General features: G+C 60.6%; 19 protein-coding genes. 12 read left to right on the plus strand and 7 right to left on the minus strand.

Features of this window, described 5'->3' with window-relative positions; genetic code table 11:
* Positions 1–405: 405 nt before the first annotated feature.
* From AO240_RS19540 to AO240_RS19565, 6 genes are read left to right on the plus strand one after another with little or no spacing between them, the layout of a single operon-like run.
* Entirely contained in the window at positions 406–2,799 is a 2,394-nt protein-coding gene (locus tag AO240_RS19540) for a TonB-dependent siderophore receptor (RefSeq protein ID WP_099238461.1), read from the plus strand.
* A gap of 25 nt (positions 2,800–2,824) precedes the next feature.
* Positions 2,825–3,796: an amino acid ABC transporter permease gene (locus tag AO240_RS19545; RefSeq protein ID WP_099238462.1), complete on the plus strand. Its 972-nt coding sequence runs from the start codon at positions 2,825–2,827 to the stop codon at positions 3,794–3,796.
* Positions 3,789–4,562, plus strand: coding sequence for an amino acid ABC transporter ATP-binding protein (locus tag AO240_RS19550; protein WP_099238464.1), 774 nt, complete (start codon positions 3,789–3,791; stop codon positions 4,560–4,562). Before AO240_RS19545 ends, AO240_RS19550 begins: the two co-directional genes overlap by 8 nt.
* 18 nt (positions 4,563–4,580) lie before the next feature.
* Complete coding sequence (locus AO240_RS19555) at positions 4,581–5,513, plus strand: ABC transporter substrate-binding protein (RefSeq protein WP_099238466.1); 933 nt, start codon at positions 4,581–4,583, stop codon at positions 5,511–5,513.
* Between the two features lie 2 nt (positions 5,514–5,515).
* Positions 5,516–7,099, plus strand: coding sequence for an FAD-dependent oxidoreductase (locus tag AO240_RS19560; protein WP_099238468.1), 1,584 nt, complete (start codon positions 5,516–5,518; stop codon positions 7,097–7,099).
* 11 nt (positions 7,100–7,110) lie between these two features.
* Positions 7,111–7,545, plus strand: a complete 435-nt coding sequence (locus tag AO240_RS19565) for a RidA family protein (RefSeq protein WP_099238470.1) — start codon at positions 7,111–7,113, stop codon at positions 7,543–7,545.
* Positions 7,546–7,569: 24 nt separating this feature from the next.
* Here the strand turns inward: AO240_RS19565 and AO240_RS19570 are convergent, their stop codons facing one another.
* The 5 genes from AO240_RS19570 to AO240_RS19590 form a co-directional block, all read right to left on the minus strand.
* Positions 7,570–9,033: an aldehyde dehydrogenase family protein gene (locus tag AO240_RS19570; RefSeq protein WP_099238472.1), complete on the minus strand. Its 1,464-nt coding sequence runs from the start codon at positions 9,031–9,033 to the stop codon at positions 7,570–7,572.
* A 134-nt stretch (positions 9,034–9,167) separates the two neighbouring features.
* A complete protein-coding gene (locus AO240_RS19575) occupies positions 9,168–10,013 on the minus strand; it encodes a GNAT family N-acetyltransferase (RefSeq protein ID WP_099238474.1) in 846 nt (281 codons plus the stop codon).
* A complete protein-coding gene (locus AO240_RS19580; protein ID WP_099238475.1) occupies positions 10,010–11,182 on the minus strand; it encodes an FAD-binding oxidoreductase in 1,173 nt (390 codons plus the stop codon). The genes AO240_RS19575 and AO240_RS19580 overlap by 4 nt, the downstream gene beginning before the upstream one ends.
* Complete coding sequence (locus AO240_RS19585) at positions 11,179–11,583, minus strand: RidA family protein (RefSeq protein ID WP_099238476.1); 405 nt, start codon at positions 11,581–11,583, stop codon at positions 11,179–11,181. Before AO240_RS19585 ends, AO240_RS19580 begins: the two co-directional genes overlap by 4 nt.
* Entirely contained in the window at positions 11,573–12,709 is a 1,137-nt protein-coding gene (locus AO240_RS19590; RefSeq protein WP_099238478.1) for a DSD1 family PLP-dependent enzyme, read from the minus strand. The genes AO240_RS19585 and AO240_RS19590 overlap by 11 nt, the downstream gene beginning before the upstream one ends.
* 95 nt (positions 12,710–12,804) lie before the next feature.
* On the opposite strand from AO240_RS19590, the gene AO240_RS19595 reads away from it, so the two are divergent.
* On the plus strand, positions 12,805–13,689 hold the full coding sequence (locus AO240_RS19595; RefSeq protein ID WP_099238480.1) for a LysR family transcriptional regulator: 885 nt from the start codon (positions 12,805–12,807) through the stop codon (positions 13,687–13,689).
* Positions 13,690–13,692: 3 nt separating this feature from the next.
* Here the strand turns inward: AO240_RS19595 and AO240_RS19600 are convergent, their stop codons facing one another.
* Positions 13,693–14,406: a cupin domain-containing protein gene (locus AO240_RS19600; RefSeq protein ID WP_099238482.1), complete on the minus strand. Its 714-nt coding sequence runs from the start codon at positions 14,404–14,406 to the stop codon at positions 13,693–13,695.
* Between the two features lie 22 nt (positions 14,407–14,428).
* A complete protein-coding gene (locus AO240_RS19605) occupies positions 14,429–15,280 on the minus strand; it encodes a GNAT family N-acetyltransferase (RefSeq protein ID WP_099238484.1) in 852 nt (283 codons plus the stop codon).
* A gap of 800 nt (positions 15,281–16,080) precedes the next feature.
* Between AO240_RS19605 and AO240_RS19610 the strand changes: the two genes are divergently transcribed.
* The 5 genes from AO240_RS19610 (at position 16,081) to AO240_RS19635 (ending at position 20,261) form a co-directional block, all read left to right on the plus strand.
* Positions 16,081–17,457 (plus strand): PAAR domain-containing protein, encoded by a 1,377-nt coding sequence (locus AO240_RS19610; RefSeq protein WP_099238486.1) that lies wholly within the window; start codon positions 16,081–16,083, stop codon positions 17,455–17,457.
* Positions 17,454–17,843: a hypothetical protein gene (locus AO240_RS19615; RefSeq protein ID WP_099238488.1), complete on the plus strand. Its 390-nt coding sequence runs from the start codon at positions 17,454–17,456 to the stop codon at positions 17,841–17,843. The genes AO240_RS19610 and AO240_RS19615 overlap by 4 nt, the downstream gene beginning before the upstream one ends.
* A gap of 137 nt (positions 17,844–17,980) precedes the next feature.
* Positions 17,981–18,370, plus strand: coding sequence for a hypothetical protein (locus tag AO240_RS19620; RefSeq protein WP_099238490.1), 390 nt, complete (start codon positions 17,981–17,983; stop codon positions 18,368–18,370).
* A 141-nt stretch (positions 18,371–18,511) separates the two neighbouring features.
* The gene (locus AO240_RS19625) at positions 18,512–18,901 is read left to right on the plus strand and encodes a hypothetical protein (RefSeq protein WP_099238491.1); all 390 of its coding nucleotides are present in this window, start codon (positions 18,512–18,514) and stop codon (positions 18,899–18,901) included.
* Between the two features lie 691 nt (positions 18,902–19,592).
* Entirely contained in the window at positions 19,593–20,261 is a 669-nt protein-coding gene (locus AO240_RS19635; RefSeq protein ID WP_058414710.1) for a haloacid dehalogenase type II, read from the plus strand.
* The last annotated feature ends 17 nt before the right edge of the window (positions 20,262–20,278 follow it).

The following is a 20,278-nucleotide window of genomic DNA, read 5'->3' on the forward strand; positions in this document are numbered from 1 at the left end:
GGGTGTGCGAGAGTGGGCCGGCTTCTGAAGAACAACAGCATAATCTCAAAAAGACATTATTTATATGAATAACCCAGTCATAAAATAATGAAAACTCAGAATATTAGCTTATGCCCAAATAGCATTATATTTTTGAAATTCATTCCGTTATGTTTGATCGCAACAGCCTACCCCTGACCTCGGATGGTACCCATAGCAATTCGGATTCTGCGCACCCAAGCCGGGTAATCACCCCGTAGCAGAATCGTTGGAAGGGAGTTCAACGTATGTTGCCAATTCAAACCCCACGCTCGCTCCACACCTAGCTCCAAATCGCAGGCAACCCCCTGAAAACCGAGCACCCCGCGCCGTCCAAATCGACAGCGTGACTGCCCGACTTCGCGATTTGGAAAGTTTGGAGTGGCCATGAAGCACGTTTTACCCCCGACCGCCGCACTCGCGCTGGCCTTGCTGGCGAGCACCGCCCAGGCCCAGGACGACAGCACCCTGTCCACCGTGGTGGTCACCGGCAACCGAGGCGCCGAACAGCGCACCGTCACCAGTAGCCCGGTGCCGATCGATGTGGTCAGCGCCAAACAACTGCAAAGCACCGGCAAGCCCGGTTTGATGGAAGCCTTGAGCGCGGTGATCCCGTCGCTGAGCCTGCCGGAAAAAACCGGTTGGGACGCCAGCGGCATTGCCCGCGCGCCCAACTTGCGTGGCTTGAGCGCCGCCGAAGTGCTGGTACTGGTCAACGGCAAACGCCGCCACACCAGCGCCACCCTCAACATCAACGGCATCAACACCGGCGCTGCACCGGCGGACCTCGACCTGATCCCGATCAGCGCCATCGATCACGTCGAAGTGCTGCGCGATGGCGCTGCCGCCCAATACGGCTCCGACGCTATCGCCGGGGTGATCAATGTGATCCTCAAGGCCGACACCAGCGGCACGGCAGTCACTAACCTCGGCCAGGGTTATGACGGCAAAAAACAGACCGTGCAGCAAAGCCTGAACAAAGGCTTCGAAATCGGCAACGGCGGCATCCTGCAACTGGCGCTGGATGCGCGCAGCCAGAACGACGACAACAAGGCCAGCGCCAACGGCTACACCTACGAGCAAGCCTACGGCCTGGCGGGCAAGTCCACCTACGGCGGCTACGGCACGCCCAAGACCAACTTGCTGACCCTGGGCTACAACGCCGAACTGCCGATTGATGACAGCTTCAGCCTTTACTCCTTCACCACCTATTCGCGGCGCAAGGCCGAGCAGGGGCAGAACTTTCGCCTGCCGACTATCACCAACACCATCACCACCGGCCCGAATGGTTACCCGTCCGGGTACACGCCGACCTGGTACATCGACGAGGACGATTTTCAAGCCGCGTTCGGCGGCAAAGGCACCGTCGGCGAGTGGCAGTGGGATGTGTCCACCACCTACGGGCGCAACGACGCGGAGCAGGGCACCACCCACAACCAGAACCCGTCGCTGGGTGAGGCCACGCCGAACCGCTTCACGTCCGGTACGTGGATTTCCACCGAGCTGACCACCAACCTCGACTTCAAACGCGGCTTCGACATCGGCCTGCAAAAGCCACTGGACCTGTCTTACGGCTTTGAGCATCGGCGCGACACCTACGAGGTGCAGGCCGGTGATGATGCCTCGTATGCCAATGGCGGTTATTGCGTGGCGCCGGGTAACTGCGCGTCGTCCGGCGCGCAAGTCACCAACGGTATTTCGCCGGACGAAGAAAGCAGCGCCTCACGCAACAGCCTCGCCAGTTACGTCGACGCAGGCTTTAACCCGCTGCCGGATTGGTACGTGGGCACCGCGTTGCGTTACGAGCATTACAACGAAGGCGTCGGTGCCACCCGCAGCGGCAAGCTGACCACGCGCTACGATTTCACCCCGCAATTTGCCGTGCGCGCCACGGTCAGCAACGGCTTTCGCGCGCCGTCGCTGGCGAACAGCCTGTTCAGCGCACGCTCCACCACCTATGGCGTGGTAGACGGGGTTTACCAGTCGATCAACTACGGCGTGCTGCCGGTGAATTCGGCGGCGGCCAAGGCGTTGGGCGCTGAAGGCTTGAAACCCGAGCGCTCAACCAACTTCAGCCTCGGCTTCACCTTGACGCCCACCGACCGCCTGAGCTTCACCGCCGATGCCTACGTGATCAACCTGCGCGACCGCATCACGCTCACCGGCACCTTGCTCGGCCCGGAAGTCACCCAGGTATTGCAAAACAACGGCGTCAATTCCACCTCCGGCGGCCAGTACTTCATCAACGGCGCCGACACCCGCACCAAAGGCCTGGACCTGGTCAGCAACTACAACCAGGACCTCGGCGAATACGGCGCATTGAAATGGACGGCGGCGTTTAACTGGAACCAGACCAGGATCCTCAACTACAAGGCGTCGACGACTATTCTCGGCACCTCGTACGACCTGATGGACCGCGAGGCGCGCAACCTGATCACCGGCGTGCAGCCGAGCACCAAGCTGATTCTGGGCGGTGACTGGAGCATCGACCGCTTCAACCTCAACCTGGCCCTGACCCGCTACGGCTCATACAAAGAAGTGAATGTCTCTGCCGACCGCAGCCTGGACCGCGTTTACAGCGCGAAATGGATCACCGACCTCGACCTTGGCTACGACCTCACCAAAGACCTCAACATCGCCATCGGCGCGAAAAACCTGTTCGACGTCTACCCGAAAAAACAAGGCGTGCCGAGCAGCACCATGGTTGCCAGCTACGGCACGTATTCGCCCTACGGTTTTACCGGCGGGTACTACTACACCCGGCTGACTTACGCCTTCTAAGGCCGCTACCCGCGAGGAATAGAACATGCCCATTGTCGCCAAATCGTATCACCTGATCGATCAGGTCAGCGCGCAACCGGTTCGCCGCAGCCGCGTTTCCACACCCATCAAGGCGTTGCAAATAGTGCCCGCCCGACACCCGTGGCGCTGGGCGGGGTCAATCTTCGCCGCGTTGGTGGTGTTGGCCATCGTGTATTCCCTGGCCACCAACCCGCGTTGGGAGTGGGGCGTATTCGGCCAATGGTTCTTCTCGCCGTCGGTGTTGCGTGGCCTCGGCCAGACGCTGTTGCTGACCCTGCTCAGCAGCGTGTTCAGCATCATCCTCGGCACCGCGCTGGCCTTGGCGCGGTTGTCCGGCTCGCCGTTGTTGGCGGCCTTGGCCTGGGGCTACATCTGGTTTTTCCGTTCGATGCCGGCGTTGCTGGTGCTGATCATCCTCTACAACTTTGCGTATCTGTATGACCACATCGTGCTCGGCGTGCCGTTTACCTCCGTGGTGTTCGCCGAGTGGTCGACGGTGGATGTACTGAGCCAATTCACTGTGGCGGTGTTGGGCCTCAGCCTGATGCAAGCGGCGTATGCCGCAGAGATTATTCGGGGCGGCTTGATCGGTGTCGACGCCGGCCAGCATGAGGCGGCCGCGGCCTTGGGCTTGCCGGCCTCGCGACGGGTTTTCCGGATCATCCTGCCGCAGGCGCTGCGCTCGATCTTGCCCTCGGGTTTCAACGAAATCATCGGCCTGGTCAAGGGCACGTCCATCGTCTACGTGCTGGCCTTGCCGGAGCTGTTCTACACCGTGCAGGTCATCTACAACCGCACGCAGGCGGTGATCCCGCTGCTGATCGTCGCCACCGTCTGGTACTTGATCATCACCACCGTGCTGACCAGCGCGCAGTACTACGTCGAGCGACATTTTGCGCGTGGCACGGCCAGGGTGCTGCCGCCCACGCCGCTGCAACGTGTGCGCCGTTGGCTGAAGGAGAAAACCCATGAGTGAAGCCCGCGCCGGCCGTATTCAGATCCAGGGCGTGGGCAAGCGCTTTGGCAACCAGCAGGTATTAAAAGACATCGACCTGACCATCGACCCCGGCAAAGTCACGGTGATTCTGGGGCCGTCCGGCTCGGGCAAATCGACCTTGCTGCGCACCATCAACCACCTGGAGAAAATCGACAGCGGGCACATCACCATCGACGGTGAATACGTCGGCTACCGGCGTAAAGGCGACCTGCTCTTTGAACTCAAGGAGCGCGAGATTCTCAAGCAGCGCATCGACGTGGGGTTCGTGTTCCAGAACTTCAACCTGTTCCCGCACCTCACCGCCTGGGAAAACGTCGCCGAAGCGCCGCTGGCGCACAAGCGCTGGAGCAAGGCTGAGGCTCAGGCCAAGGCCGCTGAGCTGTTGGCCAAGGTCGGCCTGGCGGACAAACTCGATGCTTACCCGCGCCAGCTCTCCGGCGGCCAGCAACAGCGCGTCGCGATTGCCCGCGCCTTGGCGCTGGACCCAAAGGTGCTGCTGTTTGATGAACCGACCTCGGCCCTCGACCCGGAACTGGTGGGCGAGGTGCTCGACGTGATCAAGGGCCTGACGCAACTGGGCGTGACCCTGGTGATTGTCACCCACGAAATCGGTTTTGCCCGCGAAGTGGCCGACCACGTGGTGTTTCTGTGCGACGGCCAACTGATCGAAGAAGGCCCGCCCGAACAGATTTTTCGCCAACCCCGACATCCCCGCACCGTGGCCTTTTTGGGCAAGGTGCTTTAGTTCAAGGAGTGACTGCCCATGTTTATCACGACTACCCGCGTGGCCTTGCTGGCGCTTGCCGTCGGCACCGCGCAAAGCGCCTTCGCCGTGCAACAGGTTGACCTCAGCCCCGACCGCGTGCGCGTTCATGTGCCGCGCAACGAAGCGGCGATCGCGCAGATCCCGCCGGGCTTCAAGTTCGCCCAGCCCGGCAAGTTCACCGTGGCCGTGTCCGGTGTCGCCGGGCCACCGCTGGCGCTGCTCGCCAATGACGACAAGACCACCATCGGCAGCGAGGCCGACACTGCGCAGTTGGTGGCCGACAGCCTCGGCCTGCAACTCAATGTGGTGCAAACCAGTTGGGAAGACTGGCCGTTGGGCGTGAGTTCAGGCAAGTACGACGCGGTGATCAGCAACGTCACCGTGACCGAGGCACGCAAGAAGCGCTTTGACTTCGCCACGTATCGCCAGGACGTGCTGGGGTTTTACGTAAAAAGCACGAGCAAGATCAGCGAGATCAAACACGCGGCGGACATTGCCGGGTTGAAGATCATCGTCGGTTCCGGCACTAACCAGGAAAAGGTCCTGCTGGCGTGGAACGAGGTCAATGAAAAGGCCGGCATCAAGCCCGCGCTGTTGCAGTACTTCGACGACCAGGCCGCCGCGCAACTGGCGGTGCAATCGGGGCGCAGCGATGCACTGTTCGGGCCTAATTCGGTGTACGCCTATTCCGCCGCGATCACTGGTGGCATCAAGCGTGTCGGCACCGTTAACGGCGGCTGGCCATTGCAGGCGGATATTGCCGTGACCACGCGCAAGGGCAATGGCCTGGTCGAGCCGATTCACACCGCCCTTGAAGGTGCAATTGCCGGCGGCCAATACGCGCAAGTATTGCAGCGTTGGGGGCTGGACGTGGAGCGCGTCGACGCCTCGCTGATCAACCCACCGGGCCTGCCGGATCAGGAGCATTGAGCATGGGACTGACACGACGTGAAGCGTTGTCGAGCATCGCCGCAGTCGGCGGTGAAAAGGCGGTCAAGGATGCATTGGCGGCGCTCGGGCTGGGGCCGTCGTCGCACCGCCGGCCGCAACCGCTGAGGCTCAAGGCTGGCCTGGGCCAGGGCACTCGCGTGCTGGTGCTGGGGGCCGGGGTCGCCGGGCTGGTCAGCGCGCTGGAACTCAGCCGCGCAGGCTTCAGCGTGCAGGTGCTGGAGGCGCGTGACCGCGTGGGCGGGCGCACCTGGACCCTGCGCAACGGCGACCCTGTGGATTACAAAGATGGTCGCAGGCAAACCGTGGCGTTTGATCCGGGCGTGTATTTCAACGCAGGCCCGGCAAGGATTCCCAGCCAGCACCGCACGATTCTCGACTACTGCAGCGAACTCGGCGTGCCGCTCGAAGTGCTGGTCAACAGCAGCCATGGCGCCCAGGTGCGCCCGGACCTGCAACAACCGGCGTTCAGCGTCGGCCAGGCGATCAATGATGCGCGCGGGCACGTGTCCGGGTTGTTGGCCAAAGCGGTGCAACGCGACGCCCTCGACGATATGTTGAGCCGCGAAGAACGCACGCGTTTGCTGGCGTTCCTGCAAGTGTATGGCGACCTGTCCCAAGCGCTGGTGTATGAAGGCAGCCTGCGTTCCGGTCACCAGGAATCGCCTGCGCACCCGGGCGCATTGCCGGCCAGCACCCGCCCGATTGGCCTTGAACGCTTGCTGCATCCGGAATTATGGGGCGCGTTGTTGCACACCGAATTTCCCGAGTTCTCGGCCACCATGTTCCAGCCGGTCGGCGGCATGGACCGTATCACCGAGGCGTTCTACCAATGCGTCCGCGAGCAGGTGCAACTGGGCGCGCAGGTGCGCCAGATTCGCCAGTTGGAAGACGGCGTGGCAGTGACCTACCACGACCAGCACAGCGGCCGCGAACAGGTGGTGCGCGCCGATTACCTGGTCTCGACCTTGCCGCTGCCGTTGCTGGCCAAGCTCGACACTGATTTCAGCGACCCGATCAAGGCCGCGCTGCTCAGCACGCGCAGCGACCAGGCGACCAAAGTGGCGTGGCAATCGCCGCGCTTCTGGGAGACCGACTACCGCACCTACGGCGGGCTTTCGTGGGTGGATCACCCGGCGCGCCTGCTCTGGTACCCGAGCAACGACCTCAACACCCGCAACGGTTTGCTGGTGGCCGGTTACGTGACCGGGGAGGGCGCCGACGTGTTTGGCGCGCAACCGTTCGAGCAACAGTTCTCGACCTCGAAGGCAGCCGTCGAGTTGCTGCATCCGGGTTATTCAAAACACCTGCGCGACCCGCTGGCGGTGTCTTGGGAACAGATTCCCTACAGCGAAGGCCCGTGGCTGCAACGCGAACATTTCCCGGCGCACGCCAGCGAACTGCTGGAGCAAGGCCACGGCCGCGTGTACTTCGCTGGCGACGGCCTGGTGCAAAGCGGCGTGGGTATCTGGCAGGAGTCGGCGGCCAACTCGGCGCGCCATGTGGTCGCGCAACTGGCTGAACGCGTTACCCAGCAACGACACAGTGCGGCACTTGCCGCTTCATAAGGAGAGACACCATGAGCGACAGCATTCAACGCACCAGTGTGGGCGATTTCCCGATCTCGCAAACCGTCACAGTACCGGCTTCCGCCAGCCTGATTTTTGTCAGCGGCACCTTGCCGGACCTGGCTGATGCGAACGCCCCGGCGGGCACGCCAGCCGCTTATGGCAACACTGAAGTGCAGACGGTGTCGGTGTTCAAGAAACTGCAAAGCATCTTGCGCCAGCAAGACCTCGACCTCGGCGACATCGTGCAACTGCGGGTATTTCTGGTCGGCGCCGAAGAGACCGGCGGCAAGCTCGACTTTGCCGGTTTGCAGGCCGGTTACACGCAGTTCTTCGGTACGCCCGAGCAACCGAACAAACCTGCGCGTACGGCGTTGCAAGTGGTGGCGTTGCCGTTACCGGGTGCGTTGGTGGAAGTCGAAGCCATCGCCGCGCGCAGCGCCTGATCCTCTAGCCGCTGCGCGCGCGGGTTATTCGCCAAACCCAAGGATGGCTTTGGTTTCCAGGTACTCCTCAAACCCCTGCACGCCGTATTCGCGGCCATTGCCGGAGCGCTTGTAGCCGCCGAAAGGTGCCATGGGGTTCCAGGCCGGGTAGTTCAGGTGCACTTGGCCGGCGCGAATACGCGAAGCGACGGCACGCGCAAGGTCAAGGTCTTTCGCTTGAACGTGGGCGCCCAGCCCGTAGACAGTGTGGTTGGCGATCGCCACCGCTTCGTCGACCGTCTCATACGCAATAATGCACAGCACCGGGCCGAATATTTCCTCTTGGGCGATGCGCATCGCGCTGTCGACGCCGGAGAAAACCGTCGGGCGGGTATAGAAGCCCTTTGTAAAACCCGCCACGCGGCCTGGCCCACCGCAGAGCAGTTTTGCGCCTTCATCAAGGCCTGCCTGGATCATGTGCTGAACGCGATTGAACTGGGCTTCGTTGGCAATCGGCCCCAGTTGCGTCGCTTCCGACAGTGGGTCACCGACGATGATTGCATCAGCGGTGGCCGCGGCCAGCGCTTCGACTTCGGCCAAGCGGTTTTTCGGCACGATCATTCGGGTCGGCGCGCTGCACGATTGGCCGACGTTGCGAAACGCCGCCAGCACGCCCAGCGGCACGGCTTTGGCGAAGTCGGCGTCGGGCAGCAGCACATTCGGCGACTTGCCGCCCAGCTCCTGCGTGACGCGTTTCACCGTCGGCGCGGCCGCTTGCGCAACCAGCGCGCCGGCGCGGTTTGAGCCGGTGATCGAAATCATGTCGATGTCGGCATGTGCCGCCATGGCTGCGCCGACCTCGGCACCGCTGCCATTCACCAGGTTGAACACGCCCGCCGGCAGGCCTGCGTCGTGCACCAGTTGTGCAAACAGCAGCGCGCTCAGTGGCGACAGTTCGCTGGGCTTGAGCACCACGGTGCAGCCGGCGGCGATGGCCGGGGCGACTTTTGCGGTGATTTGATACAGCGGCCAGTTCCACGGCGTGATAAGACCGCATACGCCGATGGGTTGGCGCTCGATGGCGGTGCCGCCTTCGACGGTCTGGAAGCGATAGGTGCCGAGCAGGTCACGCGCGACCCGAACATGCTCGGCCGCCAGCGGCACTTGCATGGCGCGGGCGGAACTGATCGATGCGCCCATTTCCAGGGTGAGGGCTTGGGCAAGCTGCTCTTTGCGCTCCAGGATCAGTGCGTGGATTTTTCCAAGCATCAGCGCGCGCTCAGTGACCGAGGTCTGCGACCAGCCTGCAAAGGCCGCGCGTGCTGCCGTAACGGCCCGATCTACGTCCTCGGCAGAGCCGCTCGCGACCTCTGCAACCACCGCTTCGGTGGCCGGGTTGACCACCGGCAAACTGGCCGCAATGGCGGGGGCACACCAACGGCCATTGATATACAACAGGTGAGCCGTTTGCGGATCAATGCTGGGGTTATTCGAAGACTGTGTGGTCATCCAACGGGCTCCCTGGAGCGGTAAAAGGCGCGGCGAACAGCACGGCCCTGTGTGTGGCTACGCTAGCAAAACGCGCCAATGCATAGATGCCGTTATTCAAGCCTGCAAGGGATAATCTGCTGAATCTGGCCTGCCTAGCCGATGGCTTGCGTCACCAGCGCAAATTGGGCAATGTCGCCGCTTGATTGCGGGGGCGCCCCCAGCACCATGCGCGGTGCTTTGTCGACGCATGGCAGCCCGAGGCTTTCCAGCCAGTCGGCCAACCCGCACGCGATGGGAATATCGAAGCGTACGAAGGCGCCAGGAATCAACTGCAGCAGGTGGGTGATCATCTGGCGGGCCTGTTGCTGGTCGTGTGCGACCACGGGGCCAATCAGATGGCCACGACCAAATCGGCGCAACAACGCGCAACCTTGCAGTTGCCCTTGCACTTCGATGCCGACTACATGCTCGGCGCTCGGCAGCAAGTCGTTGAGCACGGCACTGCGGTCCAGGCCGCTGCCCGCGTTGGCCAGCTCAATTACCAGCGGGTACTCGGCCGGGCTTAATGCGCGACACTGCGCGTGCTCGGTCGCAGGCATTGGTGCTGGCATCTGCGCAACGCCCTGATGTTGCTGAATGCGCGCAAAGTCGACAAAACCCATGCTTGCATAAAGCGGCGCGCCCGACTCAGTCGCATTGAGAATCGGTGTGCGTGGCGCCGCAGCCTCCAGGCACAGGTTCATCAGCTTGCGGCCAATGCCTTTGCCCTGGTGCTGATCGCTGACGATCACCAGGCCGATAGACGAATAAGCGCCCTGATGGCAGGCGAATGCCACGCCGACCAATTGGCCGTCATGTTCGGCGACAAAACCTTCGGACGTACGCTGAACCATGGCCCAATCTTCTTCGCGGTGCGGCCATTTCAGGTGCACCGACAGCGCGTGCGCCGCAGGCATGTCCGCCGCGTTGGCAGTGCGATAAACATAGGCGTGGCTCATATGAGTTTTCCTGTGGTGAGGGCGGTTGCGGGCACCGTTAAAGGTTGGGTAAACCTGCGAATGTCGAAGGGGCTGATCAAGGTGCTGGTGCTGCCGGTGCTGATCAGTTCGGCCATCACATCGCCCACGCCCGGGCCGAGCTGGAAGCCGTGGCCGCAGAAACCAAAGGCATAAAACAGCCCGTCCACACTGCCGCTGCGGCCCATCACCGGCAGCGAGTCCGGCGTGTAGCTTTCGATGCCGCTCCACACGCGGATGATGTTCAGCTTCTCGGCGCCGGGTAATAAGCGCTGCATCTGGCGCATCTGGTTGAGCAGGCTTTCGGGCTTGAAATACGCGCGTCGGTTGAGCATGTCGGGGGTGCAGCGGTTGCCGCCGCCGATGATGATGTTGCCACGCGGGATCTGGCGGAAGTAGATCACTTCTTGCTTGATTTTGGTAAACACGCCGATCACGGTCGGCAAGGCGTAGGGCACCGGTTCGGTGACCGACATCTGCGGGCCGTTCGGCTCCAGCGGCACCGCCTCACCGAAGCGCTCGGCCAACTTGGCCGCCCACGCACCGGCGGTAATCAGCAGTTGTTCGGCGGCGAACAACTGGCCGTCGGTGGTGGTGACGTGGAACAGGCCGTTGACCTTTTGCACATCGGCCACCTCGGTTTTTTCTTCGATTCGCGCGCCCAGCCGCCGCGCTGCACGGGCAAACGCGGGCGCGGCCAGGCGTGGGTTGGCGTGGCCATCGTGGGGCGCATAGGAGCCGCCTTTGACCTGCGGCCCGAGGAAGCCGAAGCGCCGGTGCAACTCCGCGCCGCGATAGATTTTGAGGTCCAGTTGCGCGGCTTCCGGCGCGGCGGCGTAGGCCTCAAGCTCAGCGATTTCATCCTCGCGATAACACACGCGCATGTGCCCGCTGGGAATGAACTCAAGGTCGTCGTCAATCAGTTCCGGCAGGCGTTTCCACAAGGCCCACGAACGATTGGCCAGCTCAAGCTGGCCCAAATAGCGGCCCTGGCGGCGCACGTTGCCAAAATTCACACCGCTGGCGTACTGACCAATCTGGTCACGCTCCAGCAGCGTGACCGAGCTACCGCGACGCCGCAGAAAAAACGCTGACGAGGCGCCCATGATGCCGCCGCCGATAATCAGCACATCGCTTTTTTGCAGGTTCATGCGCGCTCCTTGGGTGCGTGACGGGCCACGGCTTGGATTTCGATCAGGTAACCATGATGCAATTCCGGTACCGGCACCACGGCGCGGGCCGGCCGGTGCTCAACGAGGTAGCGCGCGTAAACCTGATCAAACGCCGGCCAGTGTTGTATGCCGACCACGTACACCGTGACGCTGAGCAGGTCAGCCACGCTGGAGCCCGCGTCCTCCAGAATCGCCACCAGGTTATCCAGCGCAATCGCCGCTTGAACCGCAAACGGTTGACCGGCGCTGTGCTCGCCATTCGCGCGTACCGGCAGTTGCCCCGACACATACAAAATACCTGCGTGGGCCAGCGCCTGTGAATAGTGCCCGCCCGGCGCGGCCGCGTTGGTCGTGTGAATGCGTTGCAGATTACCAGCCATGCAGGCGACTCCAGGTGTGTACGTCGCCCTCGGCGTCGACGGCGTGATAGTCCGGGAACTGCGCGCCGGTGGCGCAGGCATGGTTGGGCAGAATGCGCAGGCGGCTGCCGACCGGGAAGCGCGCGACCAGGTCGGTAGTCGGCGTATCGCCCAAGGTGACAATCCCGTGTTCCTGATTGGCGCCGGTGACCCGCGCGCCGTCGATCCAGGTGCCGGCTTCGCTGCACACTTGGCCATAACCGAAGTCTTCGCGCTGACGCTGCGTGCCGCGGTCGCGACTCATGGCCATCCAGCCGGCGTCGGTGATAACCCAGCCTTTCTCCTGCTGATGGCCGATAACCGTGGTCAATACGCTGAGTGCCAGCTCGTCGGCCTGGCACACGCCGATGTTGTGCATGACCAGGTCGAAGAACACATACACGCCGGCGCGCACTTCGGTGACGCCCTGCAGGTTCAGCGCCGAGAGGGCCGTCGGCGTGGAGCCGATACTGACCTCGGGGCACGCCAAGCCAGCTTCGCGGAGTCGTTCGGCGGCGCGCACGCAGAGCAAGCGTTCCTGTTCAGCCAGCGCTTGCAGGGCTTGCGGGTTGTCCAAATCGTAGCTGGAACCGGCGTGGGTCATCACCCCGCGCAGCTGCACAGCGCCTGCACTAAGGAGGCGTGCGACGTCGATGAGCGCAGGGTCTTCTGGCACCAGGCCGGAGCGATGGCCGTCGCAATCTATTTCAATCCACACCGCAAAGCGTTCAGCGTGTTGCTCGGCAAAGGCCACGATAGCCTGGGCACCGGCGACGCTGTCGGTGAGTACGCTGAGCTGGCAGCCTTTGCGGCGCAATGCCAAGGCCTGCGCTAATTTGCCCGGCGCGATGGCGACGGCGTAGAACACGTCGTCAATGCCTGCGCTGAAACAGTGCTCCGCTTCTTTAAGCGTCGACACCGTCACACCGCTGGCGCCAGCGGCAATTTGCGCCTGGATCACCGGCAGGCATTTGCTGGTTTTGATGTGCGGGCGCAAACGCACGCCGAGGGCACTCATGCGCTGCTGCATGCGTTGGATATTGCGCTGCATTCGCTGGACATCGACGAGCGCGGCGGGCGTGTCAAGGGAGGCAATCGGCATGGGCATGGCAGAACTCGAGTGGCTGGGGGCAAGCTGCACTCTACTCAGATGTCGTTAACCTGTGGTTCAATCAAGGCTAATCAATCATTAAGTAAAATTGAATGATTTCCATCGAAGACTTACGTCTTGCCGTCACCCTCGCACGCGCTGAGTCGCTGAGTGCCGCCGCCAGAGTGTTGAATGTTTCGCCGCCGGCGCTCTCCATGCGCCTGCGCAAATTGGAGACGCTGCTGGGGTTGACCCTGGCCAATCGTGATGCGCGGCGCCTGAGCCTTACGTCCGAGGGTGAGCGGTTCGCGCGTGAAAGCGCTCTGTTGCTGGAACAGTTGGAAGCGCTGCCGGAGTCGTTCAGGCAACAGGACGAAAGGCTGGTGGGCACCCTGCGGCTGGCGGCGCCGTTTGGCTTTGGTCGACAGCGCCTCGCACCGCTGTTGGCGCGTTTCGCGCGCCTGCACCCGCAGCTGTGCCTGCAACTGGACTTGCGCGAAACACCCTGGCCAGACCGGCATGACAGCGATGCGGTGGTTCACATCGGGCACCTGAATGACAGCCTGTGGACGGCGCGGCAACTCACGCCAAACGAGCGCTGGTTATGCGCCAGCCCCGCCTACCTGCAGGAAAATGGCGTGCCGACCGTACCTGACCAACTCGCGGCGCATCGCTGTATTTGCATTCGTGAAAACGATGAGGATGTGACGCTATGGCACCTGCGCAAGGGCCAGGGCCGCAAAACCCTGCGCATAACGCCTGCGTTGCTCAGCAACGATGGCAGCGTGGCCCGGCGATGGGCCGAGCAGGGCTTGGGGTTGGTGCTGCGTTCGCAGTGGGATGTGAGTGACGCGGTTGCTGGCGGCAGCCTGGTTCGGGTGTTGGCGGATTGGAGCTTTGACAGCGCGCCGATCATTTTGCTGGTGCCTTCGCGCAAGCTTCGCAGCCCGCGCGTACAGGCGTTAGTGACGTTTCTGGAAGACGCGTTAAAAGCCTGATCACTACTTCACTGCGTACACCTTGCGCACATACACCGTGCTGGTCCAGGCGCAGGGCGCACCTTTGGCTACAAATACGCTGTCGCCCGGGTTCACCGTCACCGCAACGCCCGCGTCATCTTGCAGGGTGACGCTGCCTTCGAGCAGGTGCATTAATTCATGCAGCTTGTGCGGCCGACCGTGGCGGGCGTACGGCGTCGAATCCCAGATGCCCACGCGCAGTTCGGTGACTGCATCATCAAACAGATTCAGCGCGCGGCACTGCGGCGTGGGGCCGATCAGAATCGCAGGTTCCGGCGCGGCGGAAGGGTTCAGCAAGGTATGCGCCTCAAGCAGGGTGAGGCCCGGGCGGGCAGGGGCGTCTGGCAGGTCGACGGCGCAGAACGCCCATTCGCAACCCTCGCTCGCCTGCACGCTGAGGCGGCTGCCACGCCCAATTACCGCACTCGCGCCGACGCCCAATTCCAGGGTTTGATCCGCGCTGCTGAGCAGCACGTGGCCTGTGTGCACCACCAGCGTCTCACTGTGCGGGAAGTCGTTGATGACCGCCTCACCGCTGAACCGCACCAGGCCTGCGGACACACCATCGTCGCCCAGCCAGGCGAGTTGGCGGCTGTCGCCGAACGGGTCAAGCGCGCTTAACGCCGCGCGGTGAAAGGACGTGGTAACGCGGCTGCCGTCGGCGCGCGCCAACAGCAAAATGCGGGGAGATGACATAGGGCGTGCTCCGGGATATAGGTCAGCCGATGGCTTGAGTGATCAGTGCAAATGGGTGTACGCCTTGGCTAGCCTGAGGCGGTGCGCCCAGCGCCATCTGCGCAACGGTGTCGATGTTCTTCAGGCCAGCGTGCTCAAGCCAGTCACTCAGGCCGCAGGCAACCGGGATGTCGATGCGCACAAAGGCCTGGGGCACTTGCGCCAGCAACACCGCGATCAAGTGTTTGGCCTGGTCAATATTTTCTGCTACCACCGGGCCGATGCAGCGCCCACGACCGAACGGGCGCAGCAAGGCAAAACCGCGTAACTGGCCCTCGCGCTCAATGCCCACGGCCTGCTCCACCTGCAGGTCGCGCAGTACCTCACGGCGGTCCAGGCCACTGGCGGCTTTGGCCAGGGCCAAGAGCGCGGTGTGATCATCCGCGCCGAGTGCACGGCAGGTTTCACCCTCGGCAAGTTGCGGCAGCGCGGGCACCAGCGCCTGGCCCTGATGTTGCTGCACGCGGCCGAATTCGACAAACCCCTGGCTGGCATACAGCGGCGCGCCGGCCAGGGTGGCATTAAGGATCGGCGTGCGTGACTGGCACGCGGCGATGGCCATTTCCATCAAACGGCGGCCGATGCCCTGGCCTTGGTAGTCATTGCTCACGATCACCAGGCCGATGGTGGCGTAATCGCCTTGAGTGCAACTGAATGCACTGCCGATCAGACGCTCGCCATCCAGCACCACAAAGCCGTCGCTGACCCGTTGCAACATCGCCCAGTCTTCCAGACGATGCGGCCATTTCATTTGCACCGACAGCGCATGGGCGGCGGGCAGATCGGCCACCGTCATCGGGCGGTAGACATAAGCAGGGTGTGGCAGGGCGGACATGGCGAGCCTCCATGGAACGTGGTTTTTGCGGCGTGAGGCTGCTTGTATCCCACCTGTATTAGAGGCTGGCAAGGGGCGCGGGAATATTCGGTAGATTGCTGGTGCGGGTCGGGGGCTGGACCACAGTTACTACTTAAATCGGGCGGGAGCGCAGCAGCAAATGCCAGGGGCGCAGATTGAGCCCGTTTGATCGTTCCCACGCTCTGCGTGGGAATGCATCCTGTGACGCTCTGCGTCACCTAACGCTCACCGCGCATTAATTAATGTGCTTGCACTGTAATGCGTCGAGCGCCTAACCACTATCAGAGTCGCAACTGTGTAAGTGACGTTTATACGCGACATTACTCCGCCAACTTAAGCAACTGCTACTTTTCCTTCAGACGTTTACAGTGCCATTTTCGGAAACGTCCGACTTTACTTTAAACTTTTATATTATCAATGTGGCGGCGTAATAAAGGTGCGCTGATTCCTGTTCCGTCTGATAGGCATCCACGCTATCGTCCAGTCAAAGTTACAACACAGAGAGCCGCCTACTGAAACCACGGATCAGGATAAAAAAAGTGAGTGCGGCACTGTCTCTTTTGTATATCAATTAAATGTCTTCAGCACCTATCGCTATTTACCGCGCCACCGCACAAGGCAACCAAAATTCGGCAGATGGATTTTCTCCAGTCATTGAACGTTAACCCATGAACGCTGAGTTGCAAAGTGCAGTTCTGTTTTGAATGTGCTTGAAGCGCACGGCGAACTCATGGTCGAGAATTTAGTTGCCTCGGCCGGAATAGATAACGGAGAAAATAATGCGTGAAGGTTACTTTATTGGCCGTGGTGACAAGACTACCTGCGGCGGAATCGTTCTGGATGGTGACCCGAGGGTTAACCTGTTCGGTGTGCTGCATGCTCGCGAAGGGGGCGACGTTACGTGTGGGAAAGACGGCGGCACCTACCAGATTATCGGCGGTGTATCGCACATACAAAGCCATGGCAAACAGGTGGCTGGCACGCTGGACAGTTTCAGCAGTTGCCCATGCCAAGCTCGGCTGATTCCCTCTGTGTTTACGGCGATCTACAGCAATGATGGCCCCGCTCAGCGAGCGGCCAGCCGTTCGGCAGCACCAGCGCAACCCGCTTTCGCGCCTTCGAACAATCCGGCCCCTGCGGCATTTAACAGCGGGCGGGGCGAGGAGCCTGGCTTCTATATTGTGCCCAAAAGCACGACGCGCGAAGCACTGGAAGCCACGCTTTTCCCCACGCGTAATGCGGCCGTGATGAGTAAATTTCAGGCGCTCAACCCCACTCTGAGCCAAGTCAAAGCAGGCTCCATGATCGTGCTCAGCGACCCGAACAACACCACCTGCACCTATCAAGAAGCGCAGTTGATGCAGGCCGCTCAAGAGGTCGATGCATCCCTGGATCCCCTGACGCCGGACGAGGCCGACTTCCTGGTTAGCCACGGTGCAGAAATCGCCAGCTTTGCCAGTCCTGCCTCAACCTGGCTCGGCGTCAGCGCGGTGGTGATGGAAACGCACATCACCAAGCTGCGCGACACCCTCCAGGCCATCGAGCGCCTGCATCAACAAAGCTATCGCCATTACGGCCACTTAAGATCGCCGCAGTTCTTCGCCGGTCGCCAGCGCTTGTTGGCACAGCTGGATGCGCACTTGCTAAACTCCACTCGCCTGCGTGGCCAGACAACACTGGGCGACCATCCCAAGTTGAAAACGGCCCTGGGTCTATCCAGCCGCAGCCTGGTGCACCACTGGGATAAAGCCGGTGCGCCGGGGCAGATTCCGGGTTACGCAACGCATGTGGAGGCGACCAGTCGTGCAGCCAAATATATGAAGGCAGGTGGGTATATCGGCATTGGTATAGGCGGCGTGTCTTCGTTGCTGGCTATTGAGCAGGTGTGTAGCGGCGGCTCTGGGGCGGCGTGTGAGAAGGTCAAGTTTACTGAAGGAGGGAAGTTTGCTGGCTCGGTTGGCGGTGGCACGGTTGGGGGATGGGCAGGACGTGTTGCCGGTAGTGCGATCTGCGTGGGGCTTGGCGTTACGACAGGTGTAGGAGGCGTTGTCTGTGTTGCGGCCTTAGTGGGGACTGGCGCGTGGGTGGGGACGACTCTCGGTAGTACAGGTGGTGAATACACGGTTGACAAAATTTACGAGGCTAAACAACCATGACAAGTATCGATGACTGGCCGCTGTGGATTGCGATATTTGTATCTGGAGGCCCAATTCTTCTTGGGTTTATAGGCCTTGCGTTCAGTCTTTACCTCACCCACCGTCACTTGGACGCCATGAAGGAGGCTTTGAAGAACAGCCGCTATATTTATATATGGGGAGATAGCTTGGGGAAGCGGGGTGTACTTTGGTCCCTGTTGGAAATGTCAAAAATTGCCGGAATGATCACGATGCCCAAGGTACACCTGCGCCTGGGTGACTTGGATCCAGTAGATTTAGAAAACTTCCCACGTTATCTGAAACGTCTTCTTATAATCGTTACGGCGACAATCCTTACCTCCTTCATTGGGATGATAGTCGTTGCCATTTTGCTGAAGTTTAGGTAATTCGAACCGCACTTGCGCGACGCCCGATGCAGGGGTATCTATAGTCTCGGCCGAAGTAATGGCTGCGCAAGGGGTACGACAGTCAGTGGTACGACTGGCGAATACATTGGCGAGAAAGTTTACGAGGCTACTCAACCATGACCAGTATCGACTCTTGGCCATCTTGGATTGCGATTATTTTTATTGGTATTCCAACTCTACTCGTCGCTGCGAGTCTTGCGTTCAGTCTTTACCTTACTCATCGACATTTGGACGCCATGAAAGAAGCACTCAAGAACAGCCGTTATATTTATATTTGGGGAGATTACTTAGGGAGGCGGGGTTTGATTTGGTCCCTCTTGGAAATGGGAAAAATAGCAGGAATGGTAGCGTGGCCAAGGTCCTCAATAATTATTGGGGAATTGGACCCAGTCGATCTTGAAAATTTCCCACCTCACCTGAAACGGTATTTGATCTCCAATTTGACAGTGATGATCATCGCCTTCATTTGGATCTTGGTTGTAGCCATTCTACTGAAGTTTAGGTAATTCGAACGGGCCTCGCGCGAGGCCCGATGTAGGGGCATCTATAGTCGCGGCCGAAGTAGGGTCGGGCGCATGGGTGGGCACGACTCTCGGTAGTACAGGTGGTGAAGTGGGCGGAGAAATATTGTACGAGAAAACGTTGCCATGACGACCGAAGAATTCTGGAGGTCCTGGCTGGCTTTTTTTATTGTTAGCGGCCCAATTCTTCTTGGGTTTATAGGCCTTGCGTTCAGTCTTTACCTCACCCATCGTCACTTGGACGCCATAAAGGAGGCTTTGAAGAACAGCCGCTATATTTATATAGGGGGAGATAGCTTGGGCAAGCGGGGTGTACTTTGGTCCCTACTGGAAATGTCAAAAATTGCCGGAATGATCACGATGCCCAAGGTACACCTGCGCCTGGGTGACTTGGATCCAGTAGATTTAGAAAACTTCCCACGTTATCTGAAACGTCTTCTTATAAGCGTTACGGCGACTATCCTTACCTCCTTCATTGGGATGATAGTCGTTGCCATTTTGCTGAAGTTTAGGTAACTCGAACGGACCTCGCGCAAGGCCTGATGTAGCGGCATCTATAGTCGCGGCCGAAGTAAGGGCTGCGCATGGGTGGGGACTACAGTCGGTGCTACCACTGGGGAATACATTGGAGAGAAAGTTTACGAGGTTACACAACCATGCCGAGTATCGACTCTTGGTCTCCCTGGATTGCGATCATTTTTATGGGTGCCCAATTCTTCTATCCGCTGTATCCATAAATGCGCAGATAGCCCAGGAAAGCGTGGCGTGATTGAGCTCCTGGTGCCAGGAAGGGCCGAGTAAGGACTCCGTCCAACCCATCCGCCGATCACGCGGTAGCCGCAGATTAACCCGCATAAATAACTGCCTGATCAGCCGTCTCTCGTTTTTCGTATACACCCGGTCTATCTTCTCCATGTCCCAAATCCCGCCAACCACACTTTCTGCCGCCCCCACCCGCATGCTTAAGCCTTTCCACCCCAAAAAGGCCCATAAAAGCGCACAAACACAGGCTCTGCCCAAGCCTGGCGCGCACCGCAAACTCTGCTGAGCCCAGCCACCAAAACGGTGGTTTGTATTGAGTGCAGGTCGTTTTAGACGGCATATGCTGATTTCACAGTGTTGTAATGAAGCTGTGCTGCAACGAGGCCAACGCGCCGCCAGGGCAGCGAACGCTTGCCACACTCAACGAACTTCAGGACCGCACTCCATGAGCTTTCTTCGTCCCAAATTCATTACGTTCGACTGCTACGGTACGCTGACCAACTTCCACATGGGCACCATGACCCGCGAGCTGTTCGCAGACCGCATCAGCGCTGAGCAGATGGACCAGTTCGTCAAGGACTTCTCGGCCTACCGCCTTGATCAGGTCATGGGTGACTGGCGCCCCTACGATGAAATTCTCAAGACTGCCCTGGCGCGTACGTGCAAGCGTTGGGGCATCGACTATCGCGAAGAAGGCCAGCTGTATTACGACGCGGTGCCGACGTGGGGCCCGCATGCAGATGTGCCGGCTGGCCTGTCGAAAATCGCCGACAAGATTCCGCTGGTGATTTTCTCTAATGCCAGCGACAGCCAGATCATGTCCAACGTCGACAAACTCGGCGCGCCGTTCCACAAGGTGTTCACCGCCGAGCAGGCACAGGCCTACAAGCCGCGTCTGGCGGCCTTTGAATTTATGCTCGACAACCTTGGCTGCGGTCCGGAAGACATCTTGCATGTGTCTTCCAGCTTCCGTTATGACCTGATGCCGGCGCATGACATGAAAATCAAGCACAAGGCTTTTGTTGCTCGTGGCCATGAAGTGCCGGCGAATGCGTTTTACGGTTATCAGCAGATCACCGATATCGGTGGGCTGCCGGCGTTGGTCGGTCTGTAACTGCGCACCTTGAGGGC

It is taken from the genome of Pseudomonas sp. ICMP 460, from assembly GCF_002723595.1.
GTDB classification, from domain to species: domain Bacteria; phylum Pseudomonadota; class Gammaproteobacteria; order Pseudomonadales; family Pseudomonadaceae; genus Aquipseudomonas; species Aquipseudomonas kitaguniensis.